The organism is Dellaglioa sp. CoH-57-MRSF-19 (genome assembly GCF_056781975.1).
In genome coordinates, this window is sequence record NZ_JBXAXW010000003.1 from 43,181 (window position 1) to 59,870 (window position 16,690).

The 16,690-nt window shown below is 34.2% G+C and carries 18 protein-coding genes; 15 read left to right on the forward strand and 3 right to left on the reverse strand.

Annotated elements, in window-relative coordinates; genetic code table 11:
* Positions 1-106 precede the first annotated feature (106 nt).
* A complete protein-coding gene (locus AC1RO3_RS03955; RefSeq protein WP_481762183.1) occupies positions 107-1,330 on the reverse strand; it encodes an ISL3 family transposase in 1,224 nt (407 codons plus the stop codon).
* Between the two features lie 627 nt (positions 1,331-1,957).
* Here AC1RO3_RS03955 and AC1RO3_RS03960 point away from each other — a divergent pair.
* The 4 genes from AC1RO3_RS03960 (at position 1,958) to AC1RO3_RS03975 (ending at position 6,931) form a co-directional block, all read left to right on the forward strand.
* Positions 1,958-3,835: a glycoside hydrolase family 2 TIM barrel-domain containing protein gene (locus AC1RO3_RS03960; protein ID WP_481761603.1), complete on the forward strand. Its 1,878-nt coding sequence runs from the start codon at positions 1,958-1,960 to the stop codon at positions 3,833-3,835.
* Complete coding sequence (locus AC1RO3_RS03965; RefSeq protein WP_481761602.1) at positions 3,819-4,778, forward strand: beta-galactosidase small subunit; 960 nt, start codon at positions 3,819-3,821, stop codon at positions 4,776-4,778. Before AC1RO3_RS03960 ends, AC1RO3_RS03965 begins: the two co-directional genes overlap by 17 nt.
* Positions 4,779-5,090: 312 nt before the next feature.
* Positions 5,091-6,551 carry a ribosomal protection-like ABC-F family protein gene (gene abc-f / locus AC1RO3_RS03970; RefSeq protein WP_481762188.1) on the forward strand — a complete coding sequence of 487 codons (1,461 nt, stop codon included), beginning with the start codon at positions 5,091-5,093 and terminating at the stop codon, positions 6,549-6,551.
* A 236-nt stretch (positions 6,552-6,787) separates the two neighbouring features.
* Positions 6,788-6,931 (forward strand): hypothetical protein, encoded by a 144-nt coding sequence (locus AC1RO3_RS03975; protein ID WP_409022043.1) that lies wholly within the window; start codon positions 6,788-6,790, stop codon positions 6,929-6,931.
* A 65-nt stretch (positions 6,932-6,996) separates the two neighbouring features.
* Here AC1RO3_RS03975 and AC1RO3_RS03980 read toward each other — a convergent pair whose 3' ends face one another.
* Positions 6,997-7,515, reverse strand: coding sequence for a TetR/AcrR family transcriptional regulator (locus tag AC1RO3_RS03980; protein ID WP_481761601.1), 519 nt, complete (start codon positions 7,513-7,515; stop codon positions 6,997-6,999).
* Positions 7,516-7,703: 188 nt separating this feature from the next.
* Here AC1RO3_RS03980 and AC1RO3_RS03985 point away from each other — a divergent pair, with 188 nt between their 5' ends.
* From AC1RO3_RS03985 to AC1RO3_RS04000, 4 genes are all read left to right on the forward strand, one after another.
* Positions 7,704-8,321, forward strand: coding sequence for an NAD(P)H-dependent oxidoreductase (locus AC1RO3_RS03985; protein WP_481761600.1), 618 nt, complete (start codon positions 7,704-7,706; stop codon positions 8,319-8,321).
* A 157-nt stretch (positions 8,322-8,478) separates the two neighbouring features.
* Positions 8,479-9,063: a sugar O-acetyltransferase gene (locus AC1RO3_RS03990; protein ID WP_481761599.1), complete on the forward strand. Its 585-nt coding sequence runs from the start codon at positions 8,479-8,481 to the stop codon at positions 9,061-9,063.
* Between the two features lie 115 nt (positions 9,064-9,178).
* Positions 9,179-10,096 (forward strand): amidohydrolase family protein, encoded by a 918-nt coding sequence (locus tag AC1RO3_RS03995; protein ID WP_481761598.1) that lies wholly within the window; start codon positions 9,179-9,181, stop codon positions 10,094-10,096.
* Positions 10,097-10,768 carry a putative quinol monooxygenase gene (locus AC1RO3_RS04000; protein ID WP_481761597.1) on the forward strand — a complete coding sequence of 224 codons (672 nt, stop codon included), beginning with the start codon at positions 10,097-10,099 and terminating at the stop codon, positions 10,766-10,768. It begins immediately after the preceding gene.
* A gap of 119 nt (positions 10,769-10,887) precedes the next feature.
* Here the strand turns inward: AC1RO3_RS04000 and AC1RO3_RS04005 are convergent, their stop codons facing one another.
* On the reverse strand, positions 10,888-11,253 hold the full coding sequence (locus AC1RO3_RS04005; protein WP_481761596.1) for a DUF805 domain-containing protein: 366 nt from the start codon (positions 11,251-11,253) through the stop codon (positions 10,888-10,890).
* Between the two features lie 225 nt (positions 11,254-11,478).
* Between AC1RO3_RS04005 and AC1RO3_RS04010 the strand changes: the two genes are divergently transcribed.
* The 7 genes from AC1RO3_RS04010 to AC1RO3_RS04040 all read left to right on the forward strand — a co-directional run bounded on the left by AC1RO3_RS04010 (position 11,479) and on the right by AC1RO3_RS04040 (position 16,632).
* Positions 11,479-11,694: a helix-turn-helix transcriptional regulator gene (locus AC1RO3_RS04010; protein ID WP_481761595.1), complete on the forward strand. Its 216-nt coding sequence runs from the start codon at positions 11,479-11,481 to the stop codon at positions 11,692-11,694.
* A gap of 1 nt (position 11,695) precedes the next feature.
* Positions 11,696-12,133 (forward strand): hypothetical protein, encoded by a 438-nt coding sequence (locus AC1RO3_RS04015; RefSeq protein WP_481761594.1) that lies wholly within the window; start codon positions 11,696-11,698, stop codon positions 12,131-12,133.
* Positions 12,134-12,167: 34 nt separating this feature from the next.
* Positions 12,168-12,872: a hypothetical protein gene (locus AC1RO3_RS04020; RefSeq protein WP_481761593.1), complete on the forward strand. Its 705-nt coding sequence runs from the start codon at positions 12,168-12,170 to the stop codon at positions 12,870-12,872.
* 61 nt (positions 12,873-12,933) lie between these two features.
* Positions 12,934-14,685 (forward strand): DNA helicase RecQ, encoded by a 1,752-nt coding sequence (recQ, locus tag AC1RO3_RS04025; protein ID WP_481761592.1) that lies wholly within the window; start codon positions 12,934-12,936, stop codon positions 14,683-14,685.
* Positions 14,686-14,705: 20 nt separating this feature from the next.
* Positions 14,706-15,167, forward strand: coding sequence for an ASCH domain-containing protein (locus tag AC1RO3_RS04030; RefSeq protein WP_481761591.1), 462 nt, complete (start codon positions 14,706-14,708; stop codon positions 15,165-15,167).
* A gap of 4 nt (positions 15,168-15,171) precedes the next feature.
* Complete coding sequence (locus AC1RO3_RS04035) at positions 15,172-15,552, forward strand: VOC family protein (RefSeq protein WP_481761590.1); 381 nt, start codon at positions 15,172-15,174, stop codon at positions 15,550-15,552.
* A gap of 135 nt (positions 15,553-15,687) precedes the next feature.
* A complete protein-coding gene (locus AC1RO3_RS04040; RefSeq protein WP_481761589.1) occupies positions 15,688-16,632 on the forward strand; it encodes a Gfo/Idh/MocA family protein in 945 nt (314 codons plus the stop codon).
* The last annotated feature ends 58 nt before the right edge of the window (positions 16,633-16,690 follow it).

The window sequence follows — 16,690 nt, forward strand, 5'->3', positions numbered from 1 at the left end:
CAATGTTGTTCCTTTTTCAATATTGTAAAGTATTGATACAAGTGGATTCAAATAGATAAGATTCCATGAAGTATTAATCGATAATTCTCAAAACGCTAATATATATTTATATCGATATTTTGAAGCACTTCACAAAGCAATTTGTGAGGTGTTTTTTTGTATGGATTTTAAGTGTATAAAATATTCTAGTTCGGAATCTACGAAAATTTCTAAATTCAAAACCAACGCGTTTAATGACCTTAATTTTATTGTTTATTCCTTCTAAAGGACCGTTAGTATAATAATAGCCAAAATTATTTTTAATCTCAGAATGGTGACAAAGCAACGTTTCAATACTTTTAAGCATTTCTTCAGAACACCTTTCGGTGTTTCTAACTGTAAAATCATAAGATTTCCAGTCCTTCAACCGAATGGTTGATCTTATTTGGTTCATGAGTTCATATGATTTATTTAGTTCAGGATGAATCGCTAATAAATGATCAACGACATTTGTTTCTGTTGTTAGGTATGGGAAATAAGTCCATTTCTTGAAATTTTTAAAATCTAAGGTTTCAGAAGGTTTTAACAGGAGCTTCCAGTAACGTTTTAGTGCTTTGTAGTCTTGTGATGATTTTGAAAGTTCTTTCATCAGTCTAATTCTAGTTTTAGTGAATCCACGATTCACTGAATTGATAATATGAAAGGTATCTATGATGACAATCGCGTTAGGAAAGACTTCTTTGGCTAGTTTAGGATAGGTATAATTCATATCAGTTACGATAATTTTCACGTTTTTTCTAGCTGCAGCTGAGTAACGATAAAAATAACGTTCTATTTGATAGAATCTTCTAAAAGATAAAAGTTTGATTAATTCATGGTTACTAGCATCCATAAATTCAAAACTCATGGCATCTGTAGCTGATTTGGTACTCTTGACTTCGTCAAGTAGGAGTACTTTAGGTAAAAATTTATAATTAGGTTTAAAATCACGTTCAAAGGTCATTAAAATACGACCTACAAAGGAATCAGGATTCGAAATTTCATTAGCAATATGAGTTAAAGAAACGGATTCCGCTAATTTAGTTAAACAGAGCTGTTTAGATAGATTGGAAATCGTACAATTTTTAGGAACCACACTTGTTTGGACAAGGAAGTATGACTGCCGCTCATGACAGCTAAAGTATCTTCGTTTGAGTGATAAAATGATACATTTACCAAAAAATTTAGGGTAGCGTATGGGTGTTTGACGCCAACTATACCTGATAATCTGTCCTTCGTTTTTAATATCACAATTTGGACAATCCCTTCGGCTGGTAATCAAGAACACGGTTAAATCGAGTGACACCGTCATTAGAAGACTGATAATCAACAATCGTTAGACTACTGTCTTTTATTTTAAGCCAAAATTTAGTATGATTAGGCATGCGGAGAGTTCCATCTTTCTTATTAATTCATCTGTGGTGGTTGAGGGATAATGAACATGGATGAACTCGTAACCAAAAGTCTTATGACTTTTGGCTTTTTTTTGTTATTATACAAAAAAACTGTCATCAGTAATAGTTTTTACACTAGTCCCAACAACAGATAGTACAGAGCCTTTTTATTGTATTTAAAATTTAAAGATATTTCCTTCTATTTGGAATATTCGTTGGGTTTTGGGAGCAACTACTGATAATAACCTAGCTAAAACACAAAGAAAAGTAAAGGGTATATAAACGATTTCTCCTCCCTTTACATTTTTTCATTTTTGCAGAAGGATTAATACAGCAATCGATACTGAAACTTACTGCAAAAATCAATTAAAAGGCCCAAAGGAAGAAGTTAATCAATTTTACACAAAATAAAAATGAGATTACCGTATTTTCACTTAAATCTAATTTTTTTTATTGTCTCAATTTTATAATGCTTTTTGACAACCTCCAAAAGAAAACATATACTTAATTATGAAAACGCTTTTATATAAAACGGAGGCAAACAGATGACACCAGAAATTGAATGGCTAGATACACCAACCGTTTTTCGTGTTGGACAGGTACCAGCTCACAGTGATCATAAGTACTATGCAACTCAAGCAGAAATGTTACAACAAAAAAGTTCATTTGAACAATCTTTGAATGGAACTTGGAAATTTAGTTACAGCACTAATGCAGCAAGTCGACCAAAAAATTTCTATCAGACTGACTTTGATGCAGAACAATTTGACACAATTCCAGTACCACAGCATATTGAATTATCAGGATATGAGCAATTACATTATATTAATACGATGTATCCTTGGGAAGGACATGAATATAGACGACCTGCTTTTTCAGATACTGATTTAAATCAGTATGCTGGAATGTTTAGTGATGCAGAATATAATCCAGTAGGTTCATATTTAAACCATTTTGACTTGGAACCAACTCTTCAAAATAAACGCGTTATTATCCGTTTTGAAGGTGTTGAACAGGCAATGTACGTCTGGTTGAATGGACATTTTCTAGGATACGCAGAAGATAGTTTTACACCAAGCGAATTTGACCTGACACCTTATTTAAAAGATAAGGATAATTGTTTGGCAGTTGAAGTGCATAAACGAAGTTCTGCAGCCTTCATTGAAGACCAAGACTTTTTCCGTTTCTTCGGAATTTTTCGTGATGTGACACTGTTAGCACAACCTGCAACACATTTAGATGATTTTTGGGTGATTCCTGATTACGATAGTGGACAAAAAACAGGACAAGTAGATTTACAACTTCATTTTAGTGGGGCAGAACAACGTGTCCGTGTCACATTCAAAGACCAAGATGCGGTGTTATTTAGCGATGAATTAATGAGTGGGTCAGATGTCGAAAAACACTACAATTTAGCACAACCAGTGACTGCTTGGCAGAATGACCGGCCTTATTTATATACATTACAATTAGAAATTTTAGATGCTGATGGGCAATTAATTGAAATTATCCAACAACCAGTTGGTTTTCGCAAAATTGAAATTAAGAATCGCGTGATGTTATTAAATGGTGAACGATTAATTATCAATGGTGTTAATCGTCATGAGTGGAACCCTAAATCAGGAAGAACCATTTCAGATAATGATGAAGCTTGGGATGTTGACTGTATGCAACGTAACAATATTAACGCAGTTCGGACGTCACATTATCCAGATCGATTATCTTTTTACAATCGTTGTGATCAGGCTGGTATTTATATGATGGCTGAAACCAACTTAGAATCACATGGTTCTTGGCAGAAAATGGGTGAAGTTGAGCCTTCTTGGAATGTGCCCGGCTCATCGGATCAATGGGAAGCAGCCGTTTTAGACCGCGCTAAAAGTAATTTTGAGTTATTTAAAAATCATCCCTCAGTTTTATTTTGGTCATTGGGTAACGAATCATACGCCGGCAGTGTCTTAGCGAAAATGAATGAGTACTATAAACAAAAAGATTCGACACGTTTAGTTCATTATGAAGGTGTTTTCCGTGCGCCTGAATACAAAGATGTCATTTCAGATGTTGAAAGTCGGATGTATGCAACACCAGCCGAAATTAAAGACTATCTAGAAAATTCACCACAAAAACCATTTATCTTGTGTGAGTATATGCATGATATGGGTAATTCATTGGGCGGGATGAAATCATATATTGATTTATTACAACAATATGAATCCTATCAAGGTGGTTTCATCTGGGACTTTATCGATCAAGCATTGTTAGTTGAAGATCCCGTCACAGGTCAAAATGAGTTGCGTTATGGTGGCGATTTTGATGATCGACCATCTGATTATGCATTTTCGGGTGATGGACTCGTTTTTGCCACACGTAATGAAAAACCAGCAATGCAGGAGGTAAAATACTATTATGGCACAGATAAATAAGCAGTTAACTGTCATTTACGGAGATGTCACACTCGGTTTAAAAGGAAATGATTTTCATTATATTTTCTCCTATCAAACGGGTGGCCCAGAATCTTTTAGAATTCAAGGTAAAGAGTGGCTTTATCGCTCACCAAAACCGACTTTTTGGCGTGCAACAACGGATAACGATCAGGGGAGTCAGTTTCCAGTAAAGTCAGGGATGTGGTTGGCCGCTGATCAATTCAGTAATTGTCAATCAGTTAAAGTTGCTATTAATGGTAAACCAATTGCGTTACCGATTGCACCAGAAAATAATCGTTACACTAACCATGAAGTCGCTGAAAAAGTGGCTATAAGTTATATCTATAACACACTGACTGTGCCGCAAACGCAAGTGACGGTCACTTATACTGTTGAAGCAACCGGAAAAATGAATGTTGCAGTTTCATACCAAGGAAAAGCTGGATTACCCTCATTACCTGTTTTTGGGTTGCGATTTATTATGCCCACACCAGCGACTCGTTTTTGTTACCAAGGATTATCAGGAGAAACTTATCCAGATAGAATGGCCGGAGGAATTCCAGGCCGATATGAAGTTCAAGGGTTACCAGTGACACCATACTTAGTTCCGCAAGATTGTGGTGTGCATATGCAAAATGATTGGGTAACTGTTTATCGACAGTCTGTTCTGGATAATCGTATGCAACAGGCTTCTGAAACGGGTTTAACATTCAGTGCGGTTGATCAACCAATTGCGTTTAGTTGTTTACCTTATACAGCTGAAGAATTAGAAAATGCGACACATCATAGCGAATTACCAGCGGAACATCGTACCGTTTTATCGATTCTAGGCGCCGTTCGAGGTGTTGGTGGTATTGATAGTTGGGGTAGTGATGTTGAGGATGACTATCAAATTGATGCGATGAAGGATATTGCTTACCAATTTAATATCACATTTGATTAATTTGCCTATCTACCATAACTATAGTAGACTGTAAATAATTAATAAACAGGGAGTGTGAAGTGCATTGGTAAATACAAATCGTTAATCGAATAACTGTCGACTAAACAAGGGACGAAGTGTGTCTTTTTATGCATGTTGACTATTCAAACGGTTTGCAATATCAATTCTTTTTCACATCTGAAAGAACCACTTTTTTTGATGGATAACGATTGAAGAGCATATAACTGTATGCTCTTTTTTTGTAGAATCAAATGGATAGTTTAGCGGTCGACCTCACAAAGAAATGAGGTAATTACTATAGGAACAATACAAATTAAACAATTAAGTTTTCAATATGATGGACAATTAGCACCAATTTTTAAAAATGTTGATTTACAATTAGATGCCAGCTGGAAGTTAGGTCTAATTGGTAGAAATGGTCGCGGAAAAACGACTTTATTTAGAATTTTACAAAATCAATTACAGTACCAAGGAAAGATTAGAACAGATTTAGAATTTCAGTATTTTCCTCAAACAGTTGTTAAACCAGAAGAGTCAGTGTGGCTGGTTATCAAGAGTATCACAGACTTACAAGACTATGATCAGTGGCAAATTTTAATCGAATTAGATAAACTTGGACTATCTGAAAAATTATTGACGGAACCATTTAATCAATTAAGTCCAGGACAGCAAACTAAGATATTATTAGCCAGCTTATTTGTTGGCGAAGGTAAATTTCAATTAATAGATGAACCGACTAATCATTTAGATGAAAACGGTCGAAAAATTATTTCTGATTATCTAAGACAAAAACAAGGATTTATTTTAATCAGTCATGATCGTTATTTTTTAAATAATATTATTGATCATGTTATTTCAATTGATCGCGCTAAAATCAGTCAATTTAAGGGTAATTATAATACGTGGGCTGACGAAAATACGTCACGAAATAATTGGGAATATAATGAAAAAGAAAAATTACAACATGATATTAAACGATTAGAAGGTGCTTCACGGAAAAAATCGGGTTGGGCTAATCAGACTGAGGCGAAAGTATCTGGTGCGACAGACAGAGGATTTATTAGCCACAAGGCAGCTAAATCTATGAAACGGGTACTAAGTATTAAAAAACGTGCCGATAAAGCAGTAGAAGAGAAAAAATCTTTACTTAAGAATATTGATGTGGCAGATCTTTTAACGTTGAATTTTGAAAAATTAGTGTCAGATAAGACTTTACTAGAGGTAATTGGCTTATCAGCATTTCGTAAACAATTGCCGGTAAATAAACCGGTAGATTTTAAATTAAAGATGGGAGAGCGCGTTATTCTTCAGGGTGAAAATGGTTCTGGTAAATCGAGCGTTATCGCTGCTATACTAGGTCAATTAAAGTATCAAGGGCAATACAAATTTGCAACACCTTTAAAAGTGAGCTGGTTACCGCAAAATTTTGATGGTTTATCTGGTTCTTTACAAGAATTCGCTGCAGAAAAAAATGTTTCTTATTCTTTAATGTTGGATACATTAAGAAAACTTGGTTTTGAACGTTATGAATTTGATAAAGATATCAGTCAAATGAGCATGGGCCAAAAGAGAAAAGTGGCTTTGAGTCGTTCGTTGGTTGAACCAGCAAATATATATATTTGGGATGAGCCACTTAATTATCTAGATGTTATCACGCGTCAACAAATTCAAGATGTTATTCTGGCTTTTCAACCACCGATGTTAATCATTGATCATGATAAAGAATTCGTTGAAAAGGTTGGAACAAAATTCGTTGAGATTGAACATTATTAGTGAATGGTTAATTAAAGGCATCCAATTTATACGTCTATTGATATCAAGATAGTCGTAATGATATACTGTTAAGAGCATAGTTATTTTAACTGTATACTGATTAGCGGGGCATACAGAATTAAAATCGACGTAAGTTGAATAATAAAAGATCAACTTTATTTGAAGGCATGTATTCATAATATGAATCTTTAACTTTGAAAGAAATTGTTAATTAATAGAGCAAGGAGGAAACATTAATGGCTGATAAAGCAAAGACTGATAGAGATAAAATGCTAGAAATTATCAAAAAGAAACAAACTGATGGCGGAAACTTCAATAAGAAGGCTACTGCTAGAAATGATCGTACTAAAATGCGTAAGGGTCCTAAGATTTTTAAATAGAGGTTTAGACTTAGCTCAGATAAATATCTGGGCTATTTTTTTAATCATTAAAATCTAGCATACTTTTACTGAATCAATTCCAATATATCTGCAGTAACTTCTTCAGCTGTAGCAGGACTACCACTACTAATCCATTGCAACATCGTTCGTAGAACGCCACCAAGAATGAACGTTTTTTGAGTATTATTTAGCCGACTGATACTAGGCGTATCTTTAAGAATCTTTTCAAAATAAGTATAAAAAGAATCTTCCAATAAATAAACAATATCATTTTTAATTAGGATATCCATAAATTCAGAATCATTATGCCAATAGTTAAAAGCTAGCTTGAAAATGTTTTTCAAACTAATTTCTGTTTGATTGGACTTGAGTTCGGCGTAAAACTGGTCAAATAAGTAATCGGACCGAGTTAGTAAAATCGCGTCCTTATTTTCAAAATTACGATAGAAAGTCAGCCGGGCAACTCCGGCTTTTTTTGTGATTTCAGTTATTGTGATTTCTTGATAAGATTTTATTTTTAATAAGTCAATTAAAGAATCAATAATCAAATTTTTACTTAATTTTGCTTGGTTATTTTCCGTCATTTTTTATATCTCCTTGAAGTGTAACAAATAACACGATTTTGTATCTTGTAAATCACGCGATAAATGATTAATATAAGTGTAACAAATGTAACACTTATAGCAAGAAAGATAAATGACACTTGAAGTATTTTATATAAAGTCATTAAAGTCGGAAAATTTATTAAACTAATTAAAAGAGGTTATTGAACATGAAAAAAATTTGTATTATATTTGATCATCCCTACACTGCAGACGCTGGATACAATGAATTGCACAATAGGAGTTATTCAGCGGCATTACTAGTTAGTGCTAAAGCAGCGTATGAAAAAGAGGGCTGTATTGTGGACGTAATTGATTTGCATAAAGATGGGTTTGATCCTGTAATGCACCAAGAAGACCTAATATCTTGGCGTAAGAAGATACCAACGGATTCTATGACGGCGAATTATCAAGAACGCCTCATGGCTGCAGATGAGCTTGTCTTTATTTTTCCAATCTGGTGGGAATCTATGCCAGCTATGATGAAGGGATTCTTTGACAAAGTTATTGCTAAAGGGATTCTTTATACAGAGCAGGAAAATAAAAAATTATTTAAAAATGAGATGGTTCATTTAAAGAAAGTTAAAATGGTTACAACTATGTCAACACCAGGTTGGATTTATCGAACTATCTTTGGAAATCCTGTGACTAAAATGGTATTTAGGGGAACATTCCGGAAGATGGGGTTTAACCAGTTGAAATGGTTTAACTTTGCTGCAGTTCAAGGAATGAAACTTGAAAAACGACAACAGTTGTTGAAGAAGTTTGAAAATAATATTGTGAAGTAAGAGGGTTCAACCTGATTGGGTAAATACAATTAGGTTGGCTCTTTTTTAATATCACTAGAACCGAATCTTTTGAATTTAGTTCAGTTAATTTAAGTAGTATAATACAATTGAATTATTAAGGAAGAAAAGGGCGTCAAATAGTGAATGGAGGGGCAAAATGATGACAGAACATGAAAAATTATTGGCAGGTCAAGATTATGATTATCGCGACCCAGAATTACAGGGTATGATTGCGGCGGGTAAAGAATTAGTCACTATAATCAATACGACAACTGACCTAGAGAAAAGAGCAACAGCAATTCACGAGTTGTTAGGGAAATCTGGGGAAGGACTCGTTATTAATGGTCAATTTAATACAGTTTATGGTAAACATATCACTGTTGGTGATGATGTTTTTATTAACGGTAATTGTACATTTCAAGATTCAAACAAAATCACATTAGGAGATCGTGTCATTGTCGCGCCAGACACGAAGTTATATTGTGGTGAACATGCATTAGATGCAACAAAACGTTTTGGAAAAAGACAAGATGGTAGTCGTTATTTAATTACTTATACTAAACCAATTACAATTGGAAACGATGTGTGGATAGGTGGAAATGTCACGATTATTGGTGGCGTTCATATTGGGGATAATGTGATTGTAGCAGCTGGTGCAGTGGTGACAAAAGATGTTCCTGACAATACAGTAGTGGGCGGCGTGCCCGCCAAAGTTATCAAACAATTAGAGCCATTAAAATAAGAAAATTTTTATATTAGGTGAGAGGAATGAGCAGGCTATTTTAGCATTTTTGCCTAGTATTAGATAATCAGCTAAATTAAAGAAACCTAAATTAGGTTGTAGGAGGGAAAAGTTAATGACAAGTATTGATGTTTTTGCACACGTTTTACCACCACATTTTTATAACGAGATGTTAGCTATTCAGCCGAACTTGCCAGAAAAAATGCCATTTATTAAACATCCCATATTGATTGATATTGAACAAAGACGCCTATTACGGAACAGAAATGTCCAACAAGTTATCTCAGCAGTCAACGTGAATCCTGAGGACTACGTAGGGCCAGAACAAGCAGCGGCATTATGCTGGCAAGCTAATAACGAAATAATTGAAATGGTTCAACAAAATGCAGACTTGTTTAAAGCGGGTATTGCAATGATACCTCTAAATAACATCGATGAAGCAACACGTATTATAAAAGAACAAGTGCTAAAAAATTCAGAATTAGTTGGCATTCAGTTATTTACGCGTGCCCTTGGAAAAAGTATTGCTGCAAAGGAATACCGGGTTATTTTTGAAATGGCTGCACAATTAAATATCCCAATTCTGTTACACCCAATTTTTGATGATCGTAAACCAGACAATAATATTATTTTTAGTTGGGAATATGAACTAGCGCAAGCAATGTTGCAATTAGTACAGTCAGGAATTTTTAATGACTATCCTACACTTAAAGTAATTGTTCATCATGCTGGGGCAATGGTGCCTTATTTTGCTGAACGAATTAACCATATTCTATCACCAGAACAGGCAGCTGATTTTAAACGTTTCTATGTAGATACTGCATTATTGGGCAATCCTAAAGCATTAGGGTTAGCAATTGATTATTATGGTGTTAGCCACGTACTGTTTGGAACTGATGCACCGTTAGGGATTGCGCCAGCTGGAGCAACGGATGCCATAATTGAAGCTTTAGATCAGTTGAATCTTTCGAAAGATGATCGAGCCCTGATTAATTATGGAAATTATAATCGTTTGATGGGATTGGGTGAATAAATGATAGAACTTAAGAATGCCCCATTATTAAGACTATTCAAACTTAAAATTAAGCTATCTGATCGTGAAAGATTTGAAAAAGCAGGGATGATTAATTTAACGACCTCAATTCAGCAAGAAAAAGGAACTTTGGCGATGTACAGTGTACATTTGGATGAGGCGGGTACTGAAAATATTGTGATTGAATCTTATCAAGACGAAGATCAATATCAAAAACATGCAAATTCGGCTCAATTTAAAATGTTTAGTAATATCGCATCTCAGGCAGTAATTGAAAAATCGATGATTAATTTATCCCCAGAATTACTGTTAGAAAAAACAACAGCCTTGCATGAATTGAAGCCTGACAGAGCTATACTCAAAGTAACAAGTATTGAAATAGAGCCGAATAGGGTTAAAGAATTTAGAGAAGTTTCATTGAATACTATGAAACAATCATTTGAAAATGAAGCAGGACTCTTAGTGACATACATTGCTTCTGTAGATGGAGATTTAAATCAATGGATTTTCGTTGAAATTTACCGGAGTGACGAGGATTACCAAGCTCATTTACAAACAATGAATTTTAAAAAATATGTAACAGAGACGAAAAAAATGGTGCTTAATAAACGAATAGAGACACCTGTAGCAGATGTTTTAGTTAATCAGGGTGGATTATTTTTTGAAAAATGAAGATAGAGCGGTAATCAAGTTAGTCGATTACAGTGCTATCTTTTTAATTTTCCGTAAACAAAAGAGGTGCTGATAAATTTTATCAGCACCTCTTATTAATAATCGAGTATCAATATAATTTAACCCCAGCGATTTGATTTTCTGGGTAAAACCATTAAAATAAAGAACCAAATACTACCGACTAATGGAACGAATTGGATTAAAATCCACCAACCAGAACGATCAGTATCATGTAAACGACGAACTGAAACAGCAAAGTTTGCAATCCAGACGATAAACATAACAATATTTCGACTTGTCATAAAAGTAAGTTCACTAAAATTATAAATCGAATCGATAGGATGGCCAACGAGTGACGTATAAAAATAAATAATAATTGCTCCTAGAATACTATTAATAATCGTAGGCCACCAATAGTCTGATCTATTCGATGTGTCAGAAAAATTAAAAATATTTTCCCAGAAATTTTTGTATGATTGAACCATATGCTTAATCCTCCTTTTTAAAACGTTTTATTTAGTTAAAAGACATCGTTAGATTATTAAATTAGTTAATCTGACGATGTTTATTTAATTATAGTATAAATAAATAGAAATTTATATTGATATGCTTGGTGCCAGAAATAATCAGCTAGTTGACTTAAGAAAATAATTATTATATTATGAAGTTAACTTCACATGAAGTATATTTCATATTGAAAGGTGTTCATTATGCAAAATAAAGTTAAAGAATACAGAACTAAGCTTGAATTAACACAGGAACAGTTAGCTGAGAAAGTTCAAGTTTCTAGTCGAACAATTATCTCACTTGAAAAAGGTAAATATAAGCCATCTATAATGTTGGCCTATCGTTTGAGTTTATTGTTTGATTGTCAGATTGAAGCGTTATTTCAGCTAAAGGAAAATTTAGAGATGGAGGAGAATTAAAATGAAAATCTATAGTTATCGACATTTTTTTGTAGGTTTATTTTTTATGTTTGTGGGGATTGCCTCAATTTGGATAATGAACTTAGATTTTAAAGATGCTTTTGATTGGTCAAAATTGATTAGATCATTTATTAATGTTGTCTTATCATTTGGAATTGCGGCCTATCAATTTTATATAACTTTTTCTAAAAAAGGACTGAAAGAAGAACAGCTGGAGAATGTGGATGAACGAAATAAGTTAATTGATCAGTCTGTGAACGCAATGATTGGAAAAATTATGAATAGCATGATTTTAATTCTAGCGTTTGGGTTTATCATTTTGTGGGCATTTCTAAAAGTAAGTACGTTATTATGGATTGGTGCACTACTTTTCTTTTTGTATACGAATATAATAATCATTTCAATAATATTAGCGATATACTACGAGAAAAAGCTTTAATAATAGAGGCGTAACAGGTTAGGAGATTTTTGGCATGAAGAAAAATATGTTAATATCAATCGGTTTTTTGATGGTAGTTTTTTTAGGTATCTTAGGATTTAAAACATTAATTCAAGTTAAAGATACACAACCGGCTAGTTGGGCAGAAATCAGTCGAATTCAACCGACAGAAAATATAAAATTAACCCAAAAATACAAAATTAACGCAGGAACAAATGGCTTACCAGTCCAAGCAAAAATAGTCGTCGGTGGTGATGCTATATTACCGCATAAAAATTATGCTACACCCGCTGATTGGACCATTAAAAAAGGGTCCAAAGATGCATCAAATATGAAAGTTGTATTTAATCTTAAAAATTCGAAAGTACGTGGCACTAAGGTACAATTAAATACGTCAGATGCGTATTCTGGAGGACCAATGCCTGCCACGGTTCCAATTGAGATTGGACAAATTCAAGGCAAATTACAAGAAGAATATGGTCATTTTAAGGAAACGGCAACTATTGAAATTGGAGATAACACTTGGTATCTAAGCGTTATCCTTGAACCTAAAGTTAATTCAATTCACTATCTTTATTATCGAATTGAAGACACAAGTAGTGTTAGTGATTCGACAATTGTCGTTGATTATATGACTAAACTTAGGGCAGCTCAACAAAATCCCGCGGGACTAATGAATGATTTGGGTGATGTTGAAGCGGTCATTAAAACACTTTCTAAAACATCTGTGGCGTCTTAACCTATGCTATAATTTAAAGACATAGAATTATCTGAGAAAATGAGCAAAGAGAAAGGATTATATGAATCCACAATCAGTTTTAAAAGAAAAATTTGGGTACGACAATTTTCGCCAAGGTCAAAAAGAAGTTATTGATCGTATTCTAACGGGTGAAGATGTTTTAGCTATTATGCCTACAGGCGGCGGAAAATCGCTATGTTACCAAATTCCAGCACTTATATTAGATGGACTAACGTTAGTGATATCTCCTTTAATTTCTTTAATGAAGGATCAAGTTGATGCTTTAAATGAAAATGGCATTCCAGCAACCTTTATCAATAGTACGCTAGATTACACGGAGGTTCGTGAACGCTTTAATCAAGCTGCTCGTGGTGAAGTTAAGTTACTTTATGTGTCACCAGAACGATTAGATTCTGATGGTTTTATGGCAGATTTAGCGGAATTAAGAATTGATCTTGTCGCTATTGATGAAGCGCACTGTATCTCACAATGGGGGCACGATTTCCGTCCTAGTTATTTACGCTTAACGGAAACGATTCAACGTTTGAATTCGAATCCGACGATTATTGCATTAACAGCGACAGCGACAACTCAAGTAGCTGCGGATATTATGCAACGATTATCGATTATACATGAAGTTAAAACTGGGTTTTCACGTGAAAATTTAGCCTTCCAAGTCGTTAAAGATCAAAATAGTGATCGTTTCTTACTCGAGTATTTAAAGGGACAGAAACAACAATCTGGTATTATTTATGCAAGTACGCGTAAAGAAGTCGAACGGTTAACGAAATTAATAAAAAAAGCTAAGATTAAAGTGGCGATGTATCACGGCGGGTTGCAAGAAGATGAACGTCGTCAGAATCAGGAAGACTTCTTGTACGATCGTGTTCAGGTAATGATTGCGACGAATGCATTTGGGATGGGAATTGATAAAAGTAATGTTCGATTTGTAATCCATGATCAGATACCTGGTAGTTTAGAAGCTTATTATCAAGAAGCCGGACGTGCTGGACGAGATGGCTTGCCAAGTGAAGCAATTTTACTTTTTAATTTAAAAGATGTTCAGATTCAACATTTTTTCATTGACCAATCTGAAATGGATGATGTTAATAAAAAACATGAGTATTTAAAATTACAAGAAATGACGCAATACGCAAACACGCAACAGTGTTTACAACAGACAATTGTGAATTATTTTGGCGATGAAGCACCAGAATGTGGCCGTTGCGGCAATTGCTTGGATACACGAGATGCACAAGATATTTCGATTGATGCCCAAAAGGTTTTATCATGTGTAAAACGGATGGGTGAACATTTTGGTAAAGGGTTAGTCGCACAAGTTTTAACAGGTTCAAAAGTCCAAAAGGTGATGCAGTTTAGATTTGATGAATTACCTACGTATGGACTGATGAAAGATCAATCGCAGAAGGAAGTTTCTGGATTGATTGATTATTTAGTTGCGTCAGGTTTTTTACAGGCTTCAAGCGGCCAATATCCGGTTCTGCAACTTGCTGCAGAAGGAGTTGGCGTCTTAAAAGGTGAAACTAAAGTTACACGTAAAATGGCTGTAAAAGTTAAACAAGCATTACCTGAAGATAATGAACTATTTGAAGAATTAAGACAATTACGTCGCGAATTAGCAGAGGAACAAGGTGTACCGCCATTTGTTATCTTCTCTGATAAAACGTTATATTCAATGTGTGAGGTTATGCCGGAAACGTTAACTGATATGTTGGATGTTAAAGGTGTTGGTGAAAGTAAATTGGAAAAATATGGTGAGTTGTTCTTAGATATATTAAACGCAGAAGATTAAATTCTTGAAGGAGAGTTCATATGACAATTTATGAGTATTGGCAAGCATTTAAAAAGGCAAATAAAATTGAACATGATAATTATGATGCATGGTCATTTGGCGTCACTAAGAAAGAAACGTTAGAATTAGGTAAATTAGTTTTAGATGGTCTTAAAACAGGGACATCGTCAGCTTATAATTTATATTTTGATGAAGAACCTTTACCAAAAGTTGGCGATTACAATGTCATTGTTGATTATAAAGATAATCCAATGGCGATTACGAAAACAATAAAAGTTTATGTGACACCATTTAACGAAGTTACAGAAGAGCATGCTTTTCTTGAAGGCGAAGGCGATAGAAATTTAGCTTATTGGCGAAGTGTTCATCAATCTTTTTTTGAAGAAGAATTAGAAAGTGTTAATAAGACATTTGATGAGACAATGCCAGTGGTTTGTGAGGAATTTGAATTAGTTTTTCCGATTGAAACAACGGAGGTTTAAGCAAATGAAAATCGAACACGTTGGTTTATGGGTAGAAAATCTTGAAGCAATGCGTGATTTTTATGTGACTAATTTTAAGGCAACTTTTGGTGTGCGTTATGACAATGGGACTAAAGGATTTTCGTCATACTTTTTGAGCTTTCCAGATGGTCAAGCAAGATTAGAAATTATGACGAGAACGGATATTACAGATCGCTATCCTGATGGATTTGGTTATGCACATTTAGCCTTTTCTGTTGAGAATCATGTGACCGTTGATCAAATGGTGATTGATTTTAAAAAATCTGGAATAGAAGTTGTTAGTGGCCCTCGGACAACAGGGGATGGCTATTATGAAGCAGTCATTTTGGACCCTGAAGGAAACAAAATTGAACTTGTAGGTTAAAAAATAAGATTGAATCACGAGAAGGTCACCCCGGAAATGGGGTGACCTTTTTGAGTTTGAAATTTAATTTGGTGCATACTGTATGAGTCGGCTATAATTAATGAAAACGGTTAAATAGAAATGGAGATAAGAACAATGAATTTTGGAATTATTGGTTACGGTAATATTGCAAAGCGATTTTATGAAAGTATTCGATATACAAAAAATGGACAAGTTACAGCAATTGGATCAAAGTCATTATTTAATGACGATGTGTTTAAAGCGAATAATCCAGATATAACCATTTATGATTCATATCAAGCTCTTTTAGGCGATGATTCGATTGATGGCGTTTATATCGCATTGCCACATATGTTGCATAAAGAGTGGTCACTAAAGGCGTTGAAGCTAAATATTCCGGTATTTTGTGAAAAACCGGCTGTACTAACAACGACAGATATGAAAGAAATTGAATTAGCTTCAAGTGAAAATCAAACCTTATTTGTTGAAGCGTTTAAAACAAAATTTAACATCGGTATGGATCATTTAAAACAAGATTTAGCTTCAATCGGACCCATCCAAACCATGTCAGCTAACTTTTGTTCTAATGCCATTCCATCTCAAAAAGCAACTTCATATTTACTTCAAAAAGGACAGGGTGGTGCTTTGAACGATATCGGTACTTATCCAATTGGTTTTGTGTTAGAAATTTTAGGTTCAGATATTTCGCATATTGAATCAAAATTAGACATGCATAATGGGATTGATGAAAAATTTTCAGCAACGATACATTTTGAAAAAGGCGCTCAGGCACTCATTGAAGGCGCAATAAATGAAGCTAAACCGCGAGTTGCGATTATTGTTGGGCAACAAGGTCGTATCGTTATTCCAATGTATAATCGAATTGAAAAATATACGATTGAATTAAATGATGGACAAAAAATTAATCGGGACTATAGTATCGTTGGAGATGATATGACGCTTGAAATTCAAGCTTTTATTAATCTAGTTGAAATTGGTGCAAAGACTTGTGAGCGACATAGCCTACAGGATACGTTTAATATTATTCAGGTTATTGAAAAAATAAGGCAAGGTGAGTAAGCCTTTAAACTAACTTTGACAGCGCTTACTATATTTGATATACTTAATTTGTCAAATA

Bases quoted from the DNA above. Each gene is read 5' to 3' on its own strand.
- AC1RO3_RS03955 (WP_481762183.1), bottom strand. From the start codon at position 1,330: ATGACGGTGTCACTCGATTTAACCGTGTTCTTGATTACCAGCCGAAGG.
- AC1RO3_RS03960 (WP_481761603.1), top strand. From the start codon at position 1,958: ATGACACCAGAAATTGAATGGCTAGATACACCAACCGTTTTTCGTGTT.
- AC1RO3_RS03965 (WP_481761602.1), top strand. From the start codon at position 3,819: ATGGCACAGATAAATAAGCAGTTAACTGTCATTTACGGAGATGTCACA.
- AC1RO3_RS03975 (WP_409022043.1), top strand. From the start codon at position 6,788: ATGGCTGATAAAGCAAAGACTGATAGAGATAAAATGCTAGAAATTATC.
- AC1RO3_RS03980 (WP_481761601.1), bottom strand. From the start codon at position 7,515: ATGACGGAAAATAACCAAGCAAAATTAAGTAAAAATTTGATTATTGAT.
- AC1RO3_RS03985 (WP_481761600.1), top strand. From the start codon at position 7,704: ATGAAAAAAATTTGTATTATATTTGATCATCCCTACACTGCAGACGCT.
- AC1RO3_RS03990 (WP_481761599.1), top strand. From the start codon at position 8,479: ATGATGACAGAACATGAAAAATTATTGGCAGGTCAAGATTATGATTAT.
- AC1RO3_RS03995 (WP_481761598.1), top strand. From the start codon at position 9,179: ATGACAAGTATTGATGTTTTTGCACACGTTTTACCACCACATTTTTAT.
- AC1RO3_RS04000 (WP_481761597.1), top strand. From the start codon at position 10,097: ATGATAGAACTTAAGAATGCCCCATTATTAAGACTATTCAAACTTAAA.
- AC1RO3_RS04005 (WP_481761596.1), bottom strand. From the start codon at position 11,253: ATGGTTCAATCATACAAAAATTTCTGGGAAAATATTTTTAATTTTTCT.
- AC1RO3_RS04010 (WP_481761595.1), top strand. From the start codon at position 11,479: ATGCAAAATAAAGTTAAAGAATACAGAACTAAGCTTGAATTAACACAG.
- AC1RO3_RS04015 (WP_481761594.1), top strand. From the start codon at position 11,696: ATGAAAATCTATAGTTATCGACATTTTTTTGTAGGTTTATTTTTTATG.
- AC1RO3_RS04020 (WP_481761593.1), top strand. From the start codon at position 12,168: ATGAAGAAAAATATGTTAATATCAATCGGTTTTTTGATGGTAGTTTTT.
- recQ (WP_481761592.1), top strand. From the start codon at position 12,934: ATGAATCCACAATCAGTTTTAAAAGAAAAATTTGGGTACGACAATTTT.
- AC1RO3_RS04030 (WP_481761591.1), top strand. From the start codon at position 14,706: ATGACAATTTATGAGTATTGGCAAGCATTTAAAAAGGCAAATAAAATT.
- AC1RO3_RS04035 (WP_481761590.1), top strand. From the start codon at position 15,172: ATGAAAATCGAACACGTTGGTTTATGGGTAGAAAATCTTGAAGCAATG.
- AC1RO3_RS04040 (WP_481761589.1), top strand. From the start codon at position 15,688: ATGAATTTTGGAATTATTGGTTACGGTAATATTGCAAAGCGATTTTAT.